This window comes from Streptomyces sp. NPDC048254, from assembly GCF_043201895.1.
Taxonomy (GTDB): domain Bacteria; phylum Actinomycetota; class Actinomycetes; order Streptomycetales; family Streptomycetaceae; genus Streptomyces.
In genome coordinates this window covers 82,096-98,910 of the sequence record NZ_JBICZJ010000019.1, presented here as the reverse complement: position 1 = coordinate 98,910, position 16,815 = coordinate 82,096, and the positions used below count along the sequence as shown (strand labels likewise).

Annotated in this window: 14 protein-coding genes; 8 read left to right on the top strand and 6 right to left on the bottom strand. The window is 71.9% G+C overall.

What is annotated here, in order from left to right:
• Positions 1-2: 2 nt before the first annotated feature.
• From ACGFZQ_RS39815 to ACGFZQ_RS39800, 4 genes are all read right to left on the bottom strand, one after another.
• Entirely contained in the window at positions 3-1,718 is a 1,716-nt protein-coding gene (locus ACGFZQ_RS39815; protein ID WP_393844510.1) for a SpoIIE family protein phosphatase, read from the bottom strand.
• Between the two features lie 303 nt (positions 1,719-2,021).
• Positions 2,022-2,474 (bottom strand): DUF5994 family protein, encoded by a 453-nt coding sequence (locus ACGFZQ_RS39810; protein WP_351740709.1) that lies wholly within the window; start codon positions 2,472-2,474, stop codon positions 2,022-2,024.
• 227 nt (positions 2,475-2,701) lie between these two features.
• Positions 2,702-2,986 (bottom strand): hypothetical protein, encoded by a 285-nt coding sequence (locus ACGFZQ_RS39805; RefSeq protein ID WP_351740712.1) that lies wholly within the window; start codon positions 2,984-2,986, stop codon positions 2,702-2,704.
• Positions 2,987-3,118: 132 nt separating this feature from the next.
• The gene (locus ACGFZQ_RS39800) at positions 3,119-3,463 is read right to left on the bottom strand and encodes a hypothetical protein (protein ID WP_351740715.1); all 345 of its coding nucleotides are present in this window, start codon (positions 3,461-3,463) and stop codon (positions 3,119-3,121) included.
• Positions 3,464-3,848: 385 nt separating this feature from the next.
• Here ACGFZQ_RS39800 and ACGFZQ_RS39795 point away from each other — a divergent pair, with 385 nt between their 5' ends.
• The 6 genes from ACGFZQ_RS39795 to ACGFZQ_RS39770 all read left to right on the top strand — a co-directional run bounded on the left by ACGFZQ_RS39795 (position 3,849) and on the right by ACGFZQ_RS39770 (position 11,152).
• A complete protein-coding gene (locus ACGFZQ_RS39795) occupies positions 3,849-4,877 on the top strand; it encodes an acyl-CoA desaturase (RefSeq protein ID WP_393844509.1) in 1,029 nt (342 codons plus the stop codon).
• 41 nt (positions 4,878-4,918) lie between these two features.
• The gene (locus tag ACGFZQ_RS39790) at positions 4,919-5,326 is read left to right on the top strand and encodes a DUF5994 family protein (RefSeq protein WP_393844508.1); all 408 of its coding nucleotides are present in this window, start codon (positions 4,919-4,921) and stop codon (positions 5,324-5,326) included.
• Positions 5,327-5,597: 271 nt separating this feature from the next.
• Positions 5,598-6,875, top strand: coding sequence for an extracellular solute-binding protein (locus tag ACGFZQ_RS39785; RefSeq protein WP_393844507.1), 1,278 nt, complete (start codon positions 5,598-5,600; stop codon positions 6,873-6,875).
• A gap of 53 nt (positions 6,876-6,928) precedes the next feature.
• Positions 6,929-7,780, top strand: coding sequence for a carbohydrate ABC transporter permease (locus ACGFZQ_RS39780; protein WP_382538627.1), 852 nt, complete (start codon positions 6,929-6,931; stop codon positions 7,778-7,780).
• Positions 7,777-8,697 (top strand): carbohydrate ABC transporter permease, encoded by a 921-nt coding sequence (locus tag ACGFZQ_RS39775; RefSeq protein ID WP_393844506.1) that lies wholly within the window; start codon positions 7,777-7,779, stop codon positions 8,695-8,697. The genes ACGFZQ_RS39780 and ACGFZQ_RS39775 overlap by 4 nt, the downstream gene beginning before the upstream one ends.
• Positions 8,698-8,797: 100 nt before the next feature.
• A complete protein-coding gene (locus ACGFZQ_RS39770; RefSeq protein ID WP_393844505.1) occupies positions 8,798-11,152 on the top strand; it encodes a glycoside hydrolase family 3 N-terminal domain-containing protein in 2,355 nt (784 codons plus the stop codon).
• Between the two features lie 143 nt (positions 11,153-11,295).
• Here ACGFZQ_RS39770 and ACGFZQ_RS39765 read toward each other — a convergent pair whose 3' ends face one another.
• Together ACGFZQ_RS39765 and ACGFZQ_RS39760 are read right to left on the bottom strand one after the other, a co-directional pair.
• Complete coding sequence (locus ACGFZQ_RS39765) at positions 11,296-13,488, bottom strand: RICIN domain-containing protein (protein WP_393844504.1); 2,193 nt, start codon at positions 13,486-13,488, stop codon at positions 11,296-11,298.
• A gap of 101 nt (positions 13,489-13,589) precedes the next feature.
• On the bottom strand, positions 13,590-14,630 hold the full coding sequence (locus ACGFZQ_RS39760; protein WP_393844503.1) for a LacI family DNA-binding transcriptional regulator: 1,041 nt from the start codon (positions 14,628-14,630) through the stop codon (positions 13,590-13,592).
• Between the two features lie 268 nt (positions 14,631-14,898).
• Here ACGFZQ_RS39760 and ACGFZQ_RS39755 point away from each other — a divergent pair, with 268 nt between their 5' ends.
• Positions 14,899-15,549 carry an RNA polymerase sigma factor gene (locus ACGFZQ_RS39755; RefSeq protein ID WP_393844605.1) on the top strand — a complete coding sequence of 217 codons (651 nt, stop codon included), beginning with the start codon at positions 14,899-14,901 and terminating at the stop codon, positions 15,547-15,549.
• A complete protein-coding gene (locus ACGFZQ_RS39750; RefSeq protein WP_393844502.1) occupies positions 15,546-16,646 on the top strand; it encodes a CU044_5270 family protein in 1,101 nt (366 codons plus the stop codon). Before ACGFZQ_RS39755 ends, ACGFZQ_RS39750 begins: the two co-directional genes overlap by 4 nt.
• The last annotated feature ends 169 nt before the right edge of the window (positions 16,647-16,815 follow it).

The following is a 16,815-nucleotide window of genomic DNA, read 5'->3' as shown; positions in this document are numbered from 1 at the left end:
TGTCACAGAGCCGGCAGGCGCAGGGCGAGGAGGGCCACGTCGTCGGTGCTGCCAGGCGGCATGCGGGCGAGCAGCTGGTCGCACAGCGTGTCCAGCGGTGCGTCGGCGAGCGCGAGGGCGTGGCGGCGCAGCTCGCCCAGGCCGGTGCCGAGGTCGCCGCCGGGGACCTCGACCAGCCCGTCGGTGTAGAGCAGCAGGGTGGAGCCCGGTGGCAGGGACTGGGTGGCGTCGGGTCGGCTCGCCGTACTGCCCGGGAGGGCGCCGAGGAGGATGCCCTGTCCGGCTTCGAGGTAGCGCGCGTGTCCGCCCGGGGTCAGCAGGAGAGGCGGCGGATGGCCGGCGCTGGTCCACCGCAGTGTCCACGGCCCGGTGTGCGGATGTCCTTCGACCCGGGCGAGGACGAGGGTGGCCATGGAGACGGTGGTGATGGCGGGCATGGCGTCGTCGAGACGGTCGACGACGGCGCCGGGCGGCCCGGTGTGGTCCCAGGCCAGTGAGCGCAGGATGCCGTGCAGTTGGGCCATTCCGGCCGCCGCGGTCAGGTCGTGGCCCACGACGTCGCCGATGACCAGCGCGAGCGTGCCGTCCTTCAACTCGAACGCGTCGTACCAGTCACCGCCGACCTGGGAACCGGCCGGGGCGGGCTGGTAGCGGGCGGCCAGCCGCAGGCGGCCGGGCTGGGGCAGGGGGGCGAGCAGGTTGCGCTGCATGGCCTCGGCGACCGCGCGCTGGCGGCCGAACCGCCGTGCGTTGTCGATGACCAGGCCGACCCGCCGCCCGATGTCGCTCACCACCCCCAGGTCGGCGGCGTCGAAGGGGTGTGCCGGGTCGGTGCGCACCAGCGTCAGGGCGCCGGTGATCTGGCGTCCGGAGCCCAGCGGCACCGCGAGGACGGACCTCGCGCCCACCGTCCGCAGAAACCCGCTGTACGCCGCGGCCAGCGGGGAGCCGGGCGGCGCCACCGTCCGGGCCTCGTCCTGAAGCACGGGATCACCGCTGTTCAGTACGTGGGCGAGAGGTGAGCGGTCCCCCTCCCCGGGATCGGGAAGCCGCTCGCGCCCGCCCTCCAGCGCGGCGTCCCGGCCCGCGGGACCGGTCACCGCCATGCGGCGGACCTGCCCGGAACGGGTCAGGAGGTCGATCGCCGCCCAGTCGGCCAGGCGGGGAACCAGCAGGCGGCCCAGCCGGGCGAGGGCCTCGTCCGTCTCCAGGGTCTGGCCCAGTACGTCGGTGATCTCCGCGACCAGCGTCAGCCGCTCGTTGAGGTCCTCCAGGGCGCTCGTATAGGCCGCACGTTCCCGACGCGCGCCGTGGTCGCCCGTGACGTCGGTGAACATCAGGGCGATGCCCTTGAAGGAGGCGCCGTCCCGCAGGGGGGAAGCGGACCAGGAGATCGTGATCAGGCGGCCGTCACCGCGCAGGTAGCTGTCGCCCTCCCCGTGCGCGGGGGCCTCCTGGGCCAGCGCCTGCAGCAGGGGGCACCGCTCCCGTTGGAGCGTGCCGCCGCCCGCGTCCCGGTGCAGCAGGTCGTGCGCGTCCCTTCCGCGCATCTCGCCGGCGGCACGGCCCAGCAGCCGCTCGGCGGCCGGGTTGAGGGCGACGATCCGTCCGGCCGGATCCACCACCATCAGTGCCGTGCTCAGCTGGGCGACGACCTGCCACCAGAAACCCGGCTCGGCCGCCGGCCACTCCCGCCCCTCGTCTCCCGCACCAGGCACCGCACCCGCACCACGCACCCGCCACCACGCACCCTCCAGCCGTTCGCGGCCTCGCACCGGAGACCGCGGGCACGTCAGGGAAGCCGACACACCCGTGTCCGATGGTCCCCCGGCCGGAGCCCGCCCGCATGGCCGACACGACGATCCGCTCCCGCACCTCCCGAGTGCCCGCCCCACCGGACGGTCGCCGCCGGCGGACAGAACGCCGCCGAGTGGCCGCTCCCCCCTCGGCCGCCCCGAGCCGTATCCCCTGACGCGTCGGCATGACCGTCGCCGGTGTGTCTCCCCGGGCCCGCTGCGTCGTCAGGGGCAGAGCAGGAGGGCGGAGGGGGCGCCGCCGGTCTCGTCCTTCCCGGGCCGCGGGGTTCCGGTGCGGGCCCGTTCCGCCGTCATGAGCGTGGCCGCGGTCATCGACGGGCCGCTGTCCGCACTCGCGGCGGCCATCAGCCGGGCGGCCGAGAGGGCGCCGGTTTCCGGGGGGATCACGAGGAGGTCCCAGCGGCCCGCGGTGTAGGACAGCAGCAGGATCTCGTGCGGATCCAGCTCCGAGGCGGACCAACCGACCTTCACCACGTGGCCGTTGGCGGACATCCTGGAGGGGAGGACCGGCCAGTGGCGGGGGTTGACCGCAATACGGGTGATCCGTCCCCACAGCGGATCCAGCACATCCGCCAGGGCGGAGAGCTCGCTCGGCAGGTCACGTGAACGGGGCCACCACGCGCCGTCCAGCCCGGCGGCCCCTCGGGAAGGACTCACGGATCTCAGCGCGATGCGCGCAGTCGGAACCCTGAAGGGACTGGAGGGACCAGACGGACCAGACGGACTGGCGGGAACGGGCCGTGGAGAGACACGAGGCGTGGTTGCGGACATTGCGCGGACCCGTCTCCGGACCCCTGCGGAAGGGCAGCCGCCCGGTGTCGTCGCTCACCGGGAACGGCACCGGCGTCGGAGCCGGTGTGCGAAATGCTCCCGGTGACTCAACGCTACTCCGCGCCGGCGCCGGAGGAGCCGTTCCCGGACGCCGTCCCGCCTCCGTCGGCGGCCCGCCGCCCGGACTGGCTGGTTTCGAGCCAGGACCGTGCGGGTTCTGCCGCGCGGGTGGTGTCCACGGTGAGGTCGAGCAGGGTTCCTCCGTCGGGGCCCGCGGGATAACTGCGCTGCTCGGCGGCGGCGAAACAGTGGCGCAGCACCTCCGCCACCCGGCGGGCGACCTCGGGCGAGGCGGCGACGATGCGGACCGCGGCAAGCCCGTCCGAGGGTGTTTGCATGGGCTGCACGGCGACCTCGGAGTTCGGTGTCCCGGTATGAGACGGACTCGGACTGGATCATCCACTCTACTCCGGCGTGTTCCGCGGCCCCACGGGTGACCGGCGGAGCCCCCGGCCGCCGCCGGACAGACCCTAGGTGCGCAGCAGCCGTTGGGTGATCTCCCGGTACTGCCTCAGCGCGAGCCGGAGTTCGGTGGAGTCCGTCCCGGGGTCCCGGTCCTGCCAGCCCGCGCGGAGGGTCTGCCGCAGTTCCGCGAGGGCCTTCGTGAGCTGGGCGGCGGCTTCGTCGAAGGCGCCCTCGGCCTCCTCCAGGGCCTCGCGCGGGGTGTCCGCGAAGGTGTTGACGGCATGTCCGAGGCGGCGCACGATCTCGTCCCGTTCTTCCGGGGCGAGCAGCGGCTCCGGGCCCGTGGTGCGGCGTTCGCCGGAGCCCGGGGGCCGGTCCGCGGGCTGCTGGGCGCGTGTCTGGTCGTACATCGTCGTGTGTACCGCTTCCGTTGCGATGGGGGGCACCGCCTGAAGACGGCCTTCGCGTCACCTTCTCGACGGCCTGCTCCAGGCTTCCGGGGACCCGGTCGGCCCTGCCTCATGGCCTGGCCCTCGGTCGTCCTGCCAGTCAATGTCCGGCGACGACGGGTGTCAACGCGACGCGGGCCCGGGCGCGTCCGGCCGGCGGGCGCCGGTCGACGCACTCCCGGTATCCCGTGCACAAGGAGTATGAGGGGGTACGTTGGGGGGAGCGAGGGTGCGTCGTGCCTACCGACAGGTCGTCTCCAGCACACCACCCACCCCTCAGGGGCAGCCCGTGACCCCGGCCGCACCTCCTTCCGAGCGGCCTTCATCCAGGTCAAGGAGCCCCACCATGCCGTCCACTCCCATAACCCCCATAGCCCCCGTACCCCCCACCACACCCGTCGCTCCGAGCCCGCCGGACACCGCCGCGCCGCCCCGGGTCTACGACGGCGTCTCGCCCTTCCCGCCGGACGGACCGGCGCCCGCGCGCCACGGCGGGGAGCGGCTGTACGTGACCGTGACGGCGGTGATCGTCGTCCTGCCGTTCGTGGCTCTCGGCCTGGTCGGCTGGCTGCTGTGGGGCCGTCTCGTCCATCCCGCCGACATCCTGCTCGCCGCCGTCTTCTACACGGTCACCGGTCTGGGCGTCACGGTCGGCTTCCACCGCGGCCTCACCCACGGCAGCTACCGTGCGGTACGTCCCGTGCGCATCGCGCTCGCGGTGGCCGGTTCGATGAGCTTCCAGGGCAACGTCATCGGCTGGGTCGCCACCCACCGTCGCCATCACGCCTTCGCCGACCGGCCCGGCGACCCGCACTCCCCGTACCGCTACGGCACTCACCTGCGCGGCCAGTTGCGCGGACTCCTGGACGCCCACGTCGGCTGGCTGTTCCGCAACGACCATACGCCCGCCGAATGTTACGCCCCGGACCTGCTCGCCGACCCGGACATCCGGGCCGTCTCGCGCGCCTTCCCACTGCTGTGCGTCCTCACCCTGGCCCTGCCGTTCGGGGCGGGCTGGGCCATCGGCGGCAGCTGGGTGTACGGCCTGACCGCGCTGCTGTGGGCGGGACTTGTCCGCATCGCGCTGCTCCACCATGTCACCTGGAGCGTCAACTCCCTGTGCCACATGATCGGGGAACGCCCCTTCCGCACCCGCCGCCACGACCGCGCCACCAACCTGTGGCCGCTCGCCCTGCTCTCCTTCGGGGAGAGCTGGCACAACCTCCACCACGCCGACCCGACCAGCGCCCGGCACGGCGTCGACCGCGGCCAGATCGATCCGTCGGCCGCCGTCATCCGCCTCCTGGAACGCCTCGGCTGGGTGTACGACGTGCGCCGGCCGACGCCGGACCGGGTCGCCGCGCGCCGTGTCTGACGGCAACCACGCATCCACCTACCGCAGTTGGCAGGAGCCTCATGACGACCACCGCACTGCAGCCCGCGCTTCCCTCCCACCCCGTCCTCCGCCTGCACCTGGCGCCCCACGGCGACCTGCCCCGGCCCATCGACGGAGCATGGTGGCCGCGCTCCTACGACCTCCTCGTGGAACTCCCGCGCCTGCTGGCCGGGCTGCCGCGCGACTGGGGCCATATCGCCAGCGTCACCGTCAACGGGGCGGCGTGGTCGGCGACGCCCGGCCGGATACTCGTCTCCAACCAGGTCGTACGTCTGCGCAGAGCCCTGGCGGCGAACGCCCCGCACACCGTCGTCCTGCTCGCCCCCGGCCGCGGACGCTGGGACCTCGTGGTCGTGCCTCCGGACACCGCCGAGGACGCCGCGGAATCGCTCATGGCGGCCGCGGCGGGTGCCCTCGGGCACGACTGACCCCGGGCGCCCTGTCGCCACAGCTCCGCCACTTGCCACGGTTCGCGAAAATGTTTCGTAACCGAGGCATTTCCCTCGCTTGTCCCTGCCGTGAATCCCGTGTCAGTGTCCCGGCCAGCAGGCAGGCCGTCGGCAACCTCGCGTACGAAAGCCTTTCGTACGAGTCCCCGATCTGCCTCGCTCACCGACGGTATGGGGATACAAGAGAGGCACGACCATGCGGAGAACACCGGTCAGCGGACATCTCGGAAGCCCGCGCGTTCGTCACGCCGTGGCGTCCGCCGTAACCCTGGCGGCGGCCATGGCCCTTGCCGCGTGCGGGACTTCGGGACCGTCCGGATCGTCGGCGGGCTCCGCGAAGGGCCTGACGATGTGGGCGCTCAACGACCAGACGATCCTCAAGGAGTCCGTCGACGCCTACAACAAGGACCACCCGGACGCGCAGATCACCCTGCGGCTCTTCGCGAACGACGACTACAAGCAGAAGCTGCGTGTGGCCTTCGGCGCGAACCAGGCCCCGGACATCTTCTTCAGCTGGGGCGGCGGAGCCCTCGACGACTACGTCAAGGCCGGCAAGGTCGACGCGCTGACGCAGGCCGAGGCGGGCACGGACCGGTACACGCCGAGCGTGATGCAGAGCGCCACCTTCGACGGCAAGGTCTACGGCGTCCCCGCCAACGGCCTCGCCCCGGTCGTCCTCTACTACAACAAGAAGGTGCTGGCCGACGCGGGCGTCCAGCCGCCGAAGACGTACGACGACCTGCTGGCGGCCGTGAAGAAGCTCAAGGGCAAGGGCGTGACCCCGCTGTCCCTCGCCGCGAACTCCAAGTGGCCGACGCTGATGTACCTGGAGTACCTGCTCGACCGGCAGGGCGGCTCCGACGTCTTCACGAAGATCGCCTCCGGTGACGCCGAGGGGTGGAAGGACGCGTCGGTCAGCAAGGCCAACCAGGACCTCCAGGACCTGGTGAAGGCCGGTGCCTTCGGCGACAACGCCTCCTCCGTCAACTACGACCAGGGCGCCTCCACGGCCCTCCTCTACACCGGCAAGGCCGCGATGGAGGTGATGGGCACCTGGGAGTACGCCAACATAGCCAAGGCCGCCCCGGACTTCCTGAAGAAGGGCGACCTCGGCTACACCGCCTTCCCGTCGGTGTCCGGCGGCGCCGGGGACCCGAAGAGCATCGTCGGCAACCCCTCGAACTTCCTGTCCCTGAACTCCTCGACGAAGAACAGGTCGGCCGCCCTGACCTACCTCAAGGACTACGTCCTGGACGGCTCCCAGGTCGACGCCTATCTCGCCGCCGGAAGTGTGCCGCCGGTCAAGGGCCTGGAGTCGAAGCTGGCCGCCGTGAAGTCGTCGTCCGACAAGCAGTGGCTGACGTTCGTCTACGACCTGGTGCAGAACGCCCCGGGCTTCCAGCTCTCCTGGGACCAGGCACTGCCGTCCGACCAGACGGACCCGCTGCTGACCAACACCGACAAGTCGTTCCTGCGGCAGATCTCGCCCGCCGAGTTCGGTACGAACATGAGCAAGGCGGGGTCGTGACCACCGCTGTCGCCGCCGGCCGTAAGGCAGGCCGCCGTTCGAGCGGCCTGCTCATGGCCGCCCCCGCTCTGCTCCTGTTCGGCCTGTTCGGTCTGGTCCCCCTCGTCGGCGTGCTGGCGCTCAGCCTCGCCGACTGGGACGGCCTGGGCTCCATCGGCTGGGCCGGCTTCGCCAACTGGGCCGACGTCCTGACCGACGGCGCGACCTGGCAGGCGCTCGGGCTCACCGTCAAGGTGATGGTGGTGAGCTGGCTGGTCCAGACGCCGATCGCGCTGGCCCTCGGCGTCTTCCAGGCGCCGAAGGGGAAGCTGCGGGCGCTGTTCGCGGTGCTGTTCTTCCTGCCGCTGCTGTTGTCCGCGGTGGCGATCGGCCTGACCTGGCAGGCGCTGCTCGACCCGTCCTTCGGCATCGGCGCCACACCCGGCCTGCACTGGCTGGCGAAGCCGCTGCTCGGCTCGCCGGACCTCGCGCTGTATACGGTGATCTTCGTGATCGCCTGGCAGTTCGTGCCGTTCCACGCGCTGCTCTACCAGGCCGGGATACGGCAGATCCCCACCGCGCTGTACGAGGCCGCCGCCCTCGACGGCGCGGGCCCGGCGGCCCGCTTCCGGCACATCACCCTGCCGCAGCTGAAGTACACGATGGTCACCTCCAGCACCCTGATGCTCGTCGGCTCGCTGACCTACTTCGACCTGATCTTCGTGCTGTCCGGCGGAACCGGCGGCCCCGGCACCGCCACCCGGGTCCTTCCCCTGGCCATGTACATCACCGGATTCCAGACCCACGACATGGGCCGGGCCAGCGCCGTCGCCACCCTCCTGGTGGTCTTCGGCCTCGGCCTGTCGCTGCTGACCACCCGGCTGTCCGGCTTCACCCGGATGGACAGCCGGCAGGAGGGCATGTGAGCACCACCGTGACCGAGGCCCGCGCCGCCACCGCACCGGACGACCTCCCCGCCCGGGGCACGGCGACCCCCGGGCCGGTACGGCCCAACCCCCTGCCCGGCATCCTCCGCCGCGCCCTCAGTGGCAGCGCCACGATCGCGTGGACGGCGATCGTCGTCGTACCCGTCTACTGGCTCGTCGTCACCAGCCTGCGCGCCCGCGCCGACTTCACCACCGACAGCCCCCTGGCGCTCCCCGCCCACCCGACGTTCGACAACTACCGGGCCGTGCTGGACGGCGACTTCACCACCTACCTGCTCAACAGCGTGGTCGTCACCGCCGGGACGGTGGTGCTCGCGGTCGCCTTCGCCCTCATGGCCGCGTTCGCGATCGTCCGCGGCGCCGGCAGCCGCCTGTCCCGGCTGTCGTTCCGGCTGTTCCTGCTGGGCCTGGCGATCCCGCTGCAGGCCGTGATCATCCCCGTGTACCTGCTGATCATCAGGATGCGGCTCTACGACAGCCTGCTCGCGATCGTGCTTCCGTCGGCCGCGTTCGCGCTGCCGATCACCGTGATGATCCTGGTGAGCTTCCTGCGTGACGTGCCCCGCTCGCTGTTCGAGGCCATGATCGTCGACGGGGCCGGCGACTGGCGCATGCTCTGGTCGCTGGCGGCGCCGCTGGCCCGCCCGGCCCTGATGACGGTCGCCGTGTACGACGGACTCCAGGTCTGGAACGGCTTCCTCTTCCCGCTCATCCTCACCCAGAGCGGCGACAAGGCCGTACTGCCGCTGGCGCTGACCCTCTACAAGGGCCAGTTCGGCATCGACGTACCGGCCACCATGGCCGCGGTGGTGCTCTCCACCCTCCCGATGCTCGCGCTCTTCATCCTCGCCCGGCGCCAGCTCGTCGCCGGCCTCACCGCCGGCTTCTCCAAGTAACCAAGTAGCCCATACCACCGGGAAGTCGACCCCCGTACGACGGCCGGGCCCCGCGCCCGGCCCCGTCGGCATGCCCGCGCAACTCCCCGAGGAGTCGTGAATGACGACCACCATGCCCGACCACGGCGGCCTCCCCCAGGAGGAGGACGGCCGTCCCTGGACCGACCCCGCCCTCCCCGTCGCCGAACGGGTCGAGGCACTGCTCGCCCGGCTCACCCTCGCCGAGAAGGTCGCGCAGCTCAGCAGCGCCTGGGAGGACGTCGAACCGGCCGGCCCCGAGGTGGCACCGGGCACCAGCATCTTCGACCGGGTCGGCGACCTCGCCGAGACCGCCCGGCACGGCCTGGGCCAGCTCACCCGCCCGTACGGCACCCTGCCCCGGCCCGCCCTGGAACACTCCCGGGCGCTGGCCGACCGGCAGCGGCAGGTCATGGCACAGAGCAGGCTCGGTATCCCGGCCATGGCGCACGACGAGTGCCTCACCGGCTTCACCGCCTACGGGGCGACCATCTACCCCACCTCACTCGCCATGGCGGCCACCTTCGACCCGGAGCTGATCCGGCGGGTCGGCGCGGCCATCGGCGCCGACATGGCCGAGGCGGGCGTCCACCAGGGGCTCGCCCCGGTCGTCGACGTGATCCGGGACTACCGCTGGGGCCGCTGCGAGGAGACCTACGGCGAGGACCCCCACCTGGTCGGGGAGATGGGCGAGGCGTACGTCACCGGCCTGCAGAGCGCGGGCGTGTACGCCACCCTCAAGCACTTCGCCGGGTACTCCGCCTCCATGGGCGGCCGCAACCACGCCCCCGTCCAGGCCGGCCCCCGCGAACTCCACGACGTCCTGCTGCCGCCGTTCGAGCGCCTGGTCGCCGCGGGCGTGCGGTCGGTCATGAACTCGTACGCCGAGATCGACGGCGAGGCCCCCGCCGCCAGCCGCCGCCTGCTCACCGACGTCCTCCGGAACGCCTGGGGGTTCGAGGGCACCGTCGTCTCCGACTACTGGTCGCTGCCCTTCCTGGTGACCGCCCACCGGGTGGCCGCCGACCTGCCCGACGCCGGGGTGCTCGCCCTGCGCGCCGGGATGGACGTCGAACTCCCCGACCAGCGCGGCTTCGGCGACGCGCTCGTGCACTCCGTGGAGCAGGGCGCCATCGACGAGGACCTGGTCGACCGCTCGGTGCGCCGGGTGCTGCGACAGAAGGCCGAACTCGGGCTGCTGGACGCGGACTTCGACCCACGCTCCCCCGCCCTGCGCGCGGGCGAACTGGACCTCGACAAGCCGGGCAGCCGTGCGCTCGCCCTGGCCGTGGCCCGGTCGAGTGCCGTCCTGCTCTCGAACGACGGCACCCTGCCCCTTCCGTCCGGCGGCCGGATCGCGCTGATCGGCCCGTGCGCCGACGACGTCCGCACCATGTTCGGCTGCTACAGCTTCCCCAACCATGTCCTCGCCGGCCGCGACGACCTCGGCAACGGTGTCGAGGCCGTCTCCCTCCGCACCGCGCTGGCCGAGGAACTCCCCTCTGTGGAGTGGGAGTTCGTCCAGGGCTGCCCGGTCCGGGACGAGGACCGCTCCGGTGTGCCCGCCGCCGTGGCGGCCGCGGCCGCCGCCGACCTCACCGTCCTGGTCGTCGGCGACAAGGCGGGCATGTTCGGCATCGGCACCTCCGGCGAGGGCTGTGACGTGGAGGATCTCCGGCTGCCGGGCGCCCAGGAGGAACTGGTCGAGGCGGTGCTGGCGACCGGGAAGCCCGTCGTGCTGGTCGTGAGCAGTGGCCGGCCCTACGCCGTGGGCCGGTTCGCGTCCGCCGCGGCGGCCATGGTGCAGGTGTTCCTGCCGGGCGAGGAGGGTGGCCGGGCGGTGGCCCAGCTCCTCGCCGGGAAGGCGAACTTCAGCGGCAGGCTGCCCGTGCAGATCCCCACCTCGCCGGGCGGCCAGCCGTACACCTATCTCCACCCACCGCTCGGCGACCGGCAGAGCTTCCTGTCCAACCTCGACCCGACCCCCGCGTTCCCCTTCGGACACGGGCTGTCGTACACGACGTTCGAGGTGGACCAGCTGTCCGTGGGCCGCGAACAGGTGCCCACGGACGGGGAGTTCACGGTGCGAGCGCGGGTGCGGAACACGGGGGCGGTCGCGGGCGCCGAGACCGTCCAGCTGTACGCGATCGACCCGGTCGCCCAGGTGACCCGCCCGGTGCGCGCGCTGCTGGCCTTCGCCAAGGTCGCCCTCGAACCCGGCGAGGAGGCGACGGTCCGCTTCCACGTCCACACCGACCGCCTGGCCTTCACCGGACTGGCCGGCCACCGCGTCGTGGAGCCCGGCGAGATCCTGCTGGAGGCGGGCTCCTCCAGCCTGGACACCCCGGTGCGGACCGCGATCCGGCTGGTGGGCGAGGTGCGGGACGCGACGGTGCTCCGGCAGCACGGGGTGCCGGTGAGCGTCGAGCGGGAGTAGCGAGCACGGCTGCGCCCCTGAAAGTGGGGCGCAGCCCCAGCTTTTCAGGGGCGCGGGACTGTGCCTGATATGCGGCTCCGCCGCGTGGGCGCGACCAGCCACGACGCACCCGCAGCCGACGCGCCGACCTGCCGGCGAAGCGCCTAGCTTCGGCTCCACTGCTGGGTCGCGGTGCCCAGCCCGGTCCACAGCTCGACCTTCGAGCCGTTGGCCGTCCCCCAGTTGGTCACGTCGATGACCAGGCCGTTGGAGCGGTTGACGATGGTGCCGTCCACGCGGAACGCCCACTTCTGGCTGGACTTCCCGTTGCAGGTCCAGAGGATGAGCGTGGTGCCCGCGGTCGTACCGTCGCCGTTCGCGGCCAGGCAGTTGCCGGAGACGCGCAGTTCGCCGGCCGTGGTCCGGGTGATGGTCTGGTTGGCGTTGCCCGAGCAGTCGTAGATCTGGACCTGGACGCCCGTCTGGCCGTTCGGCACGTCGAGGCAGCGGCCGGAGTAGGTGCCCTTCAGGGTGAAGGTCGAGGCCGTGGGGAGCGGGTCCTGGACCAGCTGCCAGTCCTGTGAGCCGTCGGTGGTCGCGGCCGCCACGGTGACGGCACCGCCCGCGGCCGAACCGGTCATGTAGAGGCTGGAGTTGAGGACCGAGCGGAGCTTGTAGTAGCCGCTGGTCGACGACGCGACCTGGGTCCACTGTTTGTCGGTGGCGCCGTCGTCGACCCACTGCGCGAGCTTCTGCCCGGCCGTGGCGGTGCCGGTCCAGATGGCGACCGAGCGGCCCCCCGCCTTGTTGAGCAGGGTCACGTTGCCGCCCTTGGCGGTCAGGTGCCAGCGCTGGGTGTTGTCGGTCGAGCTGGCCGCGCCGAGGACGAGGTCGGGGGTGTTGCCGGTGAGGTTCGCGTCCTGGGTCCTGCCGGACGCGGTGGTGAGGACCTGGCCGGTCAGCCGGTTGACGAGGCTGTAGTACGCGCCGTCGGAGCGGCCGAGGTCGACCTCGGCGTACTTCACGGGGCCGACGCTGGTGCCGCTCCAGGACGCCTGGAGGATCAGGACGCGTCCGGTGCCGTCGACGTACTGGAGAGTGCGGCTGTATCCGGCGGCGATCGGCGTCTTGTACTCCTTCCAGGTGCCGGTGGACAGCCCGGACTCGTTGACCCAGACGTCGCCGCTGCCCGCGGCGTTGTAGACGATCCGGCCGTCCGGCATCGGCAGCAGGACCGGGCTGCCGCCGGTGGACAGGGCGGCCCCGCCCGAGGGCACGGGCAGCGAGGTGATCGCGGCGTCCGTGGCGGAGAAGAACTTCGTTGGGTCGTCGGAGATCCGGTAGCGGACGTTCGTCCCGCCGCCCCAGTACTCGTACGTCAGCAGCCACTTGCCGTCGGTCGTCGGGGCGATGGTCGTCATGCCCGGGCGGCCGCCGCCGATCTCCGTCTTTCCGCTGCCCATGCTCACCGTGGCGCCGGGGACGTCCACGACCGGGCTGCTCCAGGCCGAGCCGCTGGTGCCGTTCCAGGTCCGGTGCAGGAGGACCTGGCCGCCGGAGTCGGTCGCGGTGTCGTTGGCCGGGTCGAGGGTCGGGGCGCCGGTGGTGGTGTTGTAGCCGGTGTAGTCGTCCTCGTCGGAGTAGTAGGCGATGAGCTGGCCGTTGTGGGCGAGCAGGTGCGGCTCCCAGACGGGGTCGACCTGGGCGTTGGTGTTGGCGGTCGAGACCCGGCCGACGCTGCCCGCGCTGCCGCCCTGCCAGCCGCCGGCGGCGATGATGTTCTGGAAGCTCCAGGTCGCACCGTCATCCGTACTCGCGTACAGGGCCAGCGCCACGTCCTTGCGGTCGCCGTCACTGGTGGGCGTCCAGCCGGAGTTGGCGGCCTTCTGCTCCTCGTAGTAGTAGTCGTCGCCCGAGACGATGCTCGCGAGCAGCAGCGTGCCGGCGCTCAGGGAGCCGACGCTCTGCGGGAGGACGTACAGGTACGGGTTGGTCCAGTTGCTCGTGTACTTGGCGTACGCGGAGTCGGTGGAGAGGTAGGCGGGGGCCTTGACGTCGGCGAGCTTCGCCCATGTCGTGCCGGAGTCGTCGCTCTTGTAGATGGGCAGCGTCTGGCCCACCGGGGCGCTCTGGCTGTTCTCGAAGGTGGCCACGAGCCGGCCGTCCGGCAGCTGGGCCGACTTCGGGTAGAGGACACAGGGGCTCTTGTTGCAGGCGGCGGTGTTGTCCGCCGTATACAGGTTCGCGGGGCTCGGCTGATACGCCGACGCGGCCGTAGCGGAGGCGAGGGCGACCACCACGCCAATACAGAGGGCCGTCGCCGAAGCGAAGGCCTTTCGCGCCCAGGATCTTTTCACCGGCGTTCCTTTGCCACGGGGGTGCGGGGAGGAGGCCAGTATTCGTAGGCGGCCCGGCACTGTCACCGGCACATTGCGAAAGGGTTTCGCGCGGTCGCGGGTTACGGGGTATTGACGCGATGGCGAACGGACGTCGAGGTGCGCACCACGAGTTCCGTGGTCAGCTCGATCCGCGGGGACGCGGGCGGGCGGCCCTGGGCGAGGTCCATGAGCACCCGGGTCGCCTCGCGTCCCAGTTCCTCGAACGGCTGGCGCACCGCGCTCAGCGGCGGGCAGGCCATGGCCGCCACCAGGGTGTCGTCGAAGGACATCACCGACAGGTCGCCCGGTACGGCGAGCCCCTGCTGCCGGGCCGCCTCCAGCACGCCGAGCGCCTGCGCGTCGCTGGCCGCGAAGACGGCCGTGGGCGGGTCGTCGGCCCGCAGGATCTGGAGGCTGGCGGTCAGCGCCTCGGCGTAGTCGAAGTCGGTCGAGCGGACGATCACCGGATCGTAGGCGACCCCGGCCTCCTCCAGCGCGGCCCGGTAGCCGTGCACGCGGGCCGCCCCGGCCAGGGAGTGCGAGCGGCCGGCGACCATGCCGATCCGGGTGTGTCCCAGGTCCAGCAGATGCTGGACGGCGTCCCGGGCGCCGCTCCAGTTCGTCACGCCGATGCTCGGGATGTCCTCGGACGGGGCGCTGAGCGGGTCGATCAGCACGACCGGCAGCCGCTGTTCGACGATCCTGCGCTGGTCCTCCTCGGCCAGCATCGAGATCACGATCACCAGCCCGGCCGCGCCGAGCGCCACGCACTCCTCCAGCCACGCGGAGATCGAGCGCCGGCTCGTCGTGCCGGTCACCACGTCGATGCCGAGCTCACCGGCCGCGTCCACGATCCCCCGGGCGACCTCCAGGGTGTACGGGCCGGACAGGTCGCGGAAGACGACGATGATCTGCCGGGGCGTCTCGGGATCCCGCTCCCACGGGCGGACGTACCCGTACCGAGCCAGCAGTTCCTCGACCCGGTCCCGGGTCACCGCGCCGACGTCCCGGCGCCGGTGCACCACCTTGGACACGGTGCTGAGCGAGACCCCCGCCTCGGCGGCGATGTTCGTGAGCAGGCCGTGCTGCGCCTCCTGCCGGCCCTTGCCTCGACCTGTCACCCGATGTCCGTTCCGTACGCCGCGCGTCGATGCGCCGGACGCACCGCACCGCGTGCCTGGCCGCAAGCCCCGCCGCAAGGTAACGGGGGCCGGTACGGGGAGGCAATACCGGGGACCGCCGGCCACGGCGAACCGGGCCGGTCGATCCCGCTGCCCCTCGTGCATGATGAGCCTCCGCCACACGGGAGGGCGTACCAGAGGCGAGTGTGACGCAGGTCACGGGAAGTCGGTGCCCGGTGCCGCACAGCTCAATGACGTGAGCACTCATATGCGAACCCGGGTACGGGCCGGGGATTCGAGCGCGTTCTCCGAGCTCTTCGACACCTACGCCCGCGCCGTCTACAACCACGCCTTCCGGCTGACCGCCGACTGGTCGACGGCCGAGGACGTGATGGCCGCGACCTTCATGGAGGCGTGGCGGCTGCGCGAGAAGGTCGATCCGACCGGCGGTTCCCTGCGGCCGTGGCTGCTGGGCATCACCACCAACACCGCGCGCAACCAGTACCGGAGCAACCGGCGCTACCGGGCGGCGGCGACGGCGGCCGCGGCGGCCGAGCTGTCGGTGCCCGACCACGCCGAGGAGGTGGCGGCCCGGCTCGACGACCGGGAACGCCTCGCGACGGCACTGACCGCGCTCGCGTCGCTGCGCCGCCCGGAGCGCGAGGTCATCGCGCTCTGCCTCGGGGAGGGCCTGGACTACGAGGCCGCGGCGGAGGCGCTCGGCATCCCGGTCGGCACGGTCGCCTCCCGGCTCTCCCGCGCCCGCAGGAAGCTCCGCAAGCTCGCCGACGCCGAAACGGCACGACGTCGGAAAAATCTTGGAGCAACTCCCGGGAATCGGGAAGGCGGCCGCCCCGGCCGACAGACAAGAGGCGATCACGCACACGCGATCCGGCCCGCACAGGAAGGAAACCGATGAACGCGAACACGTCCCGGCAGAACGCTGCCGAACGGGACGAGGGCGACCGGCTCTTCGACCGGACGACGCGCGACCTGCCGCCGGGCCGTCACCAGTTCCACAAGGAGCGCATGATGGCCCAGATTCACCAGACCCAGGCGGCGGAGCGCACGGCCGAGCAGCCGGCGGACCGGGCTCGACGGCTGCGGCTGCCGCGCCCCGCGATCGCCCTGCCCGCACTGGCCGCCGCCCTCGCCGGGGTGGTCGTCGTGGGGGTGGCCGCCTCCGGTGGCGGCAACGGCGTCAAGGACGAAGGCGTCGCCACCGGACCGGCCCTGACCACCACCGTCGGCGCCGCGACCAGCAACGGCGTACCGCAGCTGCTCGACCGGATCGCGCTGGCGGCGGCCGACACATCCCACCCGGACGTCAAGCCCGGCCAGTACGTCTACGTCGAGTCCAAGTCGGCCGACACCTTCGTGAAGTCCACCGACGCCGGGACCTCCCTGGCCAGCCACGAGCTGCACACCCGCCAGGTGTGGAGGTCCGCCGACGGCACCAAGGGCTGGCTGATCGACCCGGCCGTCAACGACAGCCCCGCGGGCGAGACCCTGAGCCTGCCCGACGAGCAGGGCAACACCCCGACGGCGAACCTGAACTCTCCGTCGTACGACTACCTGGCCAAGCTGACCACCGACCCCGACGCCCTGCTGGCCAAGATCTACAAGGAGACCAAGGGGCAGGGAAACTCCCCCGACCAGGAGGCGTTCGCCACCATCGGCGACCTGCTCGGCGAGAGCTACCCCCCGGCGAAGCTCTACCCGGCGCTCTTCAAGGCCGCCGCGAAGATCCCCGGCGTCGTCGTGGTGAACGACGCGGTGGACGCGGCCGGCCGGCACGGTGTCGCGGTGGCCCGGCTCGACGAGACCAGCGGTGAGCGCGAGGAATGGATCTTCGACAGGAAGAGCGACGTCTTCCTGGGCGAGCGCACGGTCCAGGTGGAGCAGAGGACCGACGCCGACGCCCTCATCAAGCCGGGCACCGTGCTGTTCACCAACGCCGTCATGAACCGCGCCATCGTCGACGGCATCAAGCAGACCCCGTCCCAGTCCGGCTGACACGTCCGGGGTCTCGCCATGGGAGACCCCCGGGTGAACAATCTGGGGGTCTTTCCTGAACGAGACCGGAACCCGGCAGGCGATCCCTCCGTCTTCCCTCATCGGACAGGTGTCGTCGTCTAACAAATCGGCCGGAAATTGAGATCCATACCACCGCGGGTTCCTTCGC

Bases quoted from the DNA above. Each gene is read 5' to 3' on its own strand.
- ACGFZQ_RS39800 (WP_351740715.1), bottom strand. From the start codon at position 3,463: ATGTACGACCAGACACGCGCCCAGCAGCCCGCGGACCGGCCCCCGGGC.
- ACGFZQ_RS39755 (WP_393844605.1), top strand. From the start codon at position 14,899: ATGCGAACCCGGGTACGGGCCGGGGATTCGAGCGCGTTCTCCGAGCTC.
- ACGFZQ_RS39790 (WP_393844508.1), top strand. From the start codon at position 4,919: ATGACGACCACCGCACTGCAGCCCGCGCTTCCCTCCCACCCCGTCCTC.
- ACGFZQ_RS39750 (WP_393844502.1), top strand. From the start codon at position 15,546: ATGAACGCGAACACGTCCCGGCAGAACGCTGCCGAACGGGACGAGGGC.
- ACGFZQ_RS39795 (WP_393844509.1), top strand. From the start codon at position 3,849: ATGCCGTCCACTCCCATAACCCCCATAGCCCCCGTACCCCCCACCACA.
- ACGFZQ_RS39805 (WP_351740712.1), bottom strand. From the start codon at position 2,986: ATGCAAACACCCTCGGACGGGCTTGCCGCGGTCCGCATCGTCGCCGCC.
- ACGFZQ_RS39770 (WP_393844505.1), top strand. From the start codon at position 8,798: ATGACGACCACCATGCCCGACCACGGCGGCCTCCCCCAGGAGGAGGAC.
- ACGFZQ_RS39780 (WP_382538627.1), top strand. From the start codon at position 6,929: ATGGCCGCCCCCGCTCTGCTCCTGTTCGGCCTGTTCGGTCTGGTCCCC.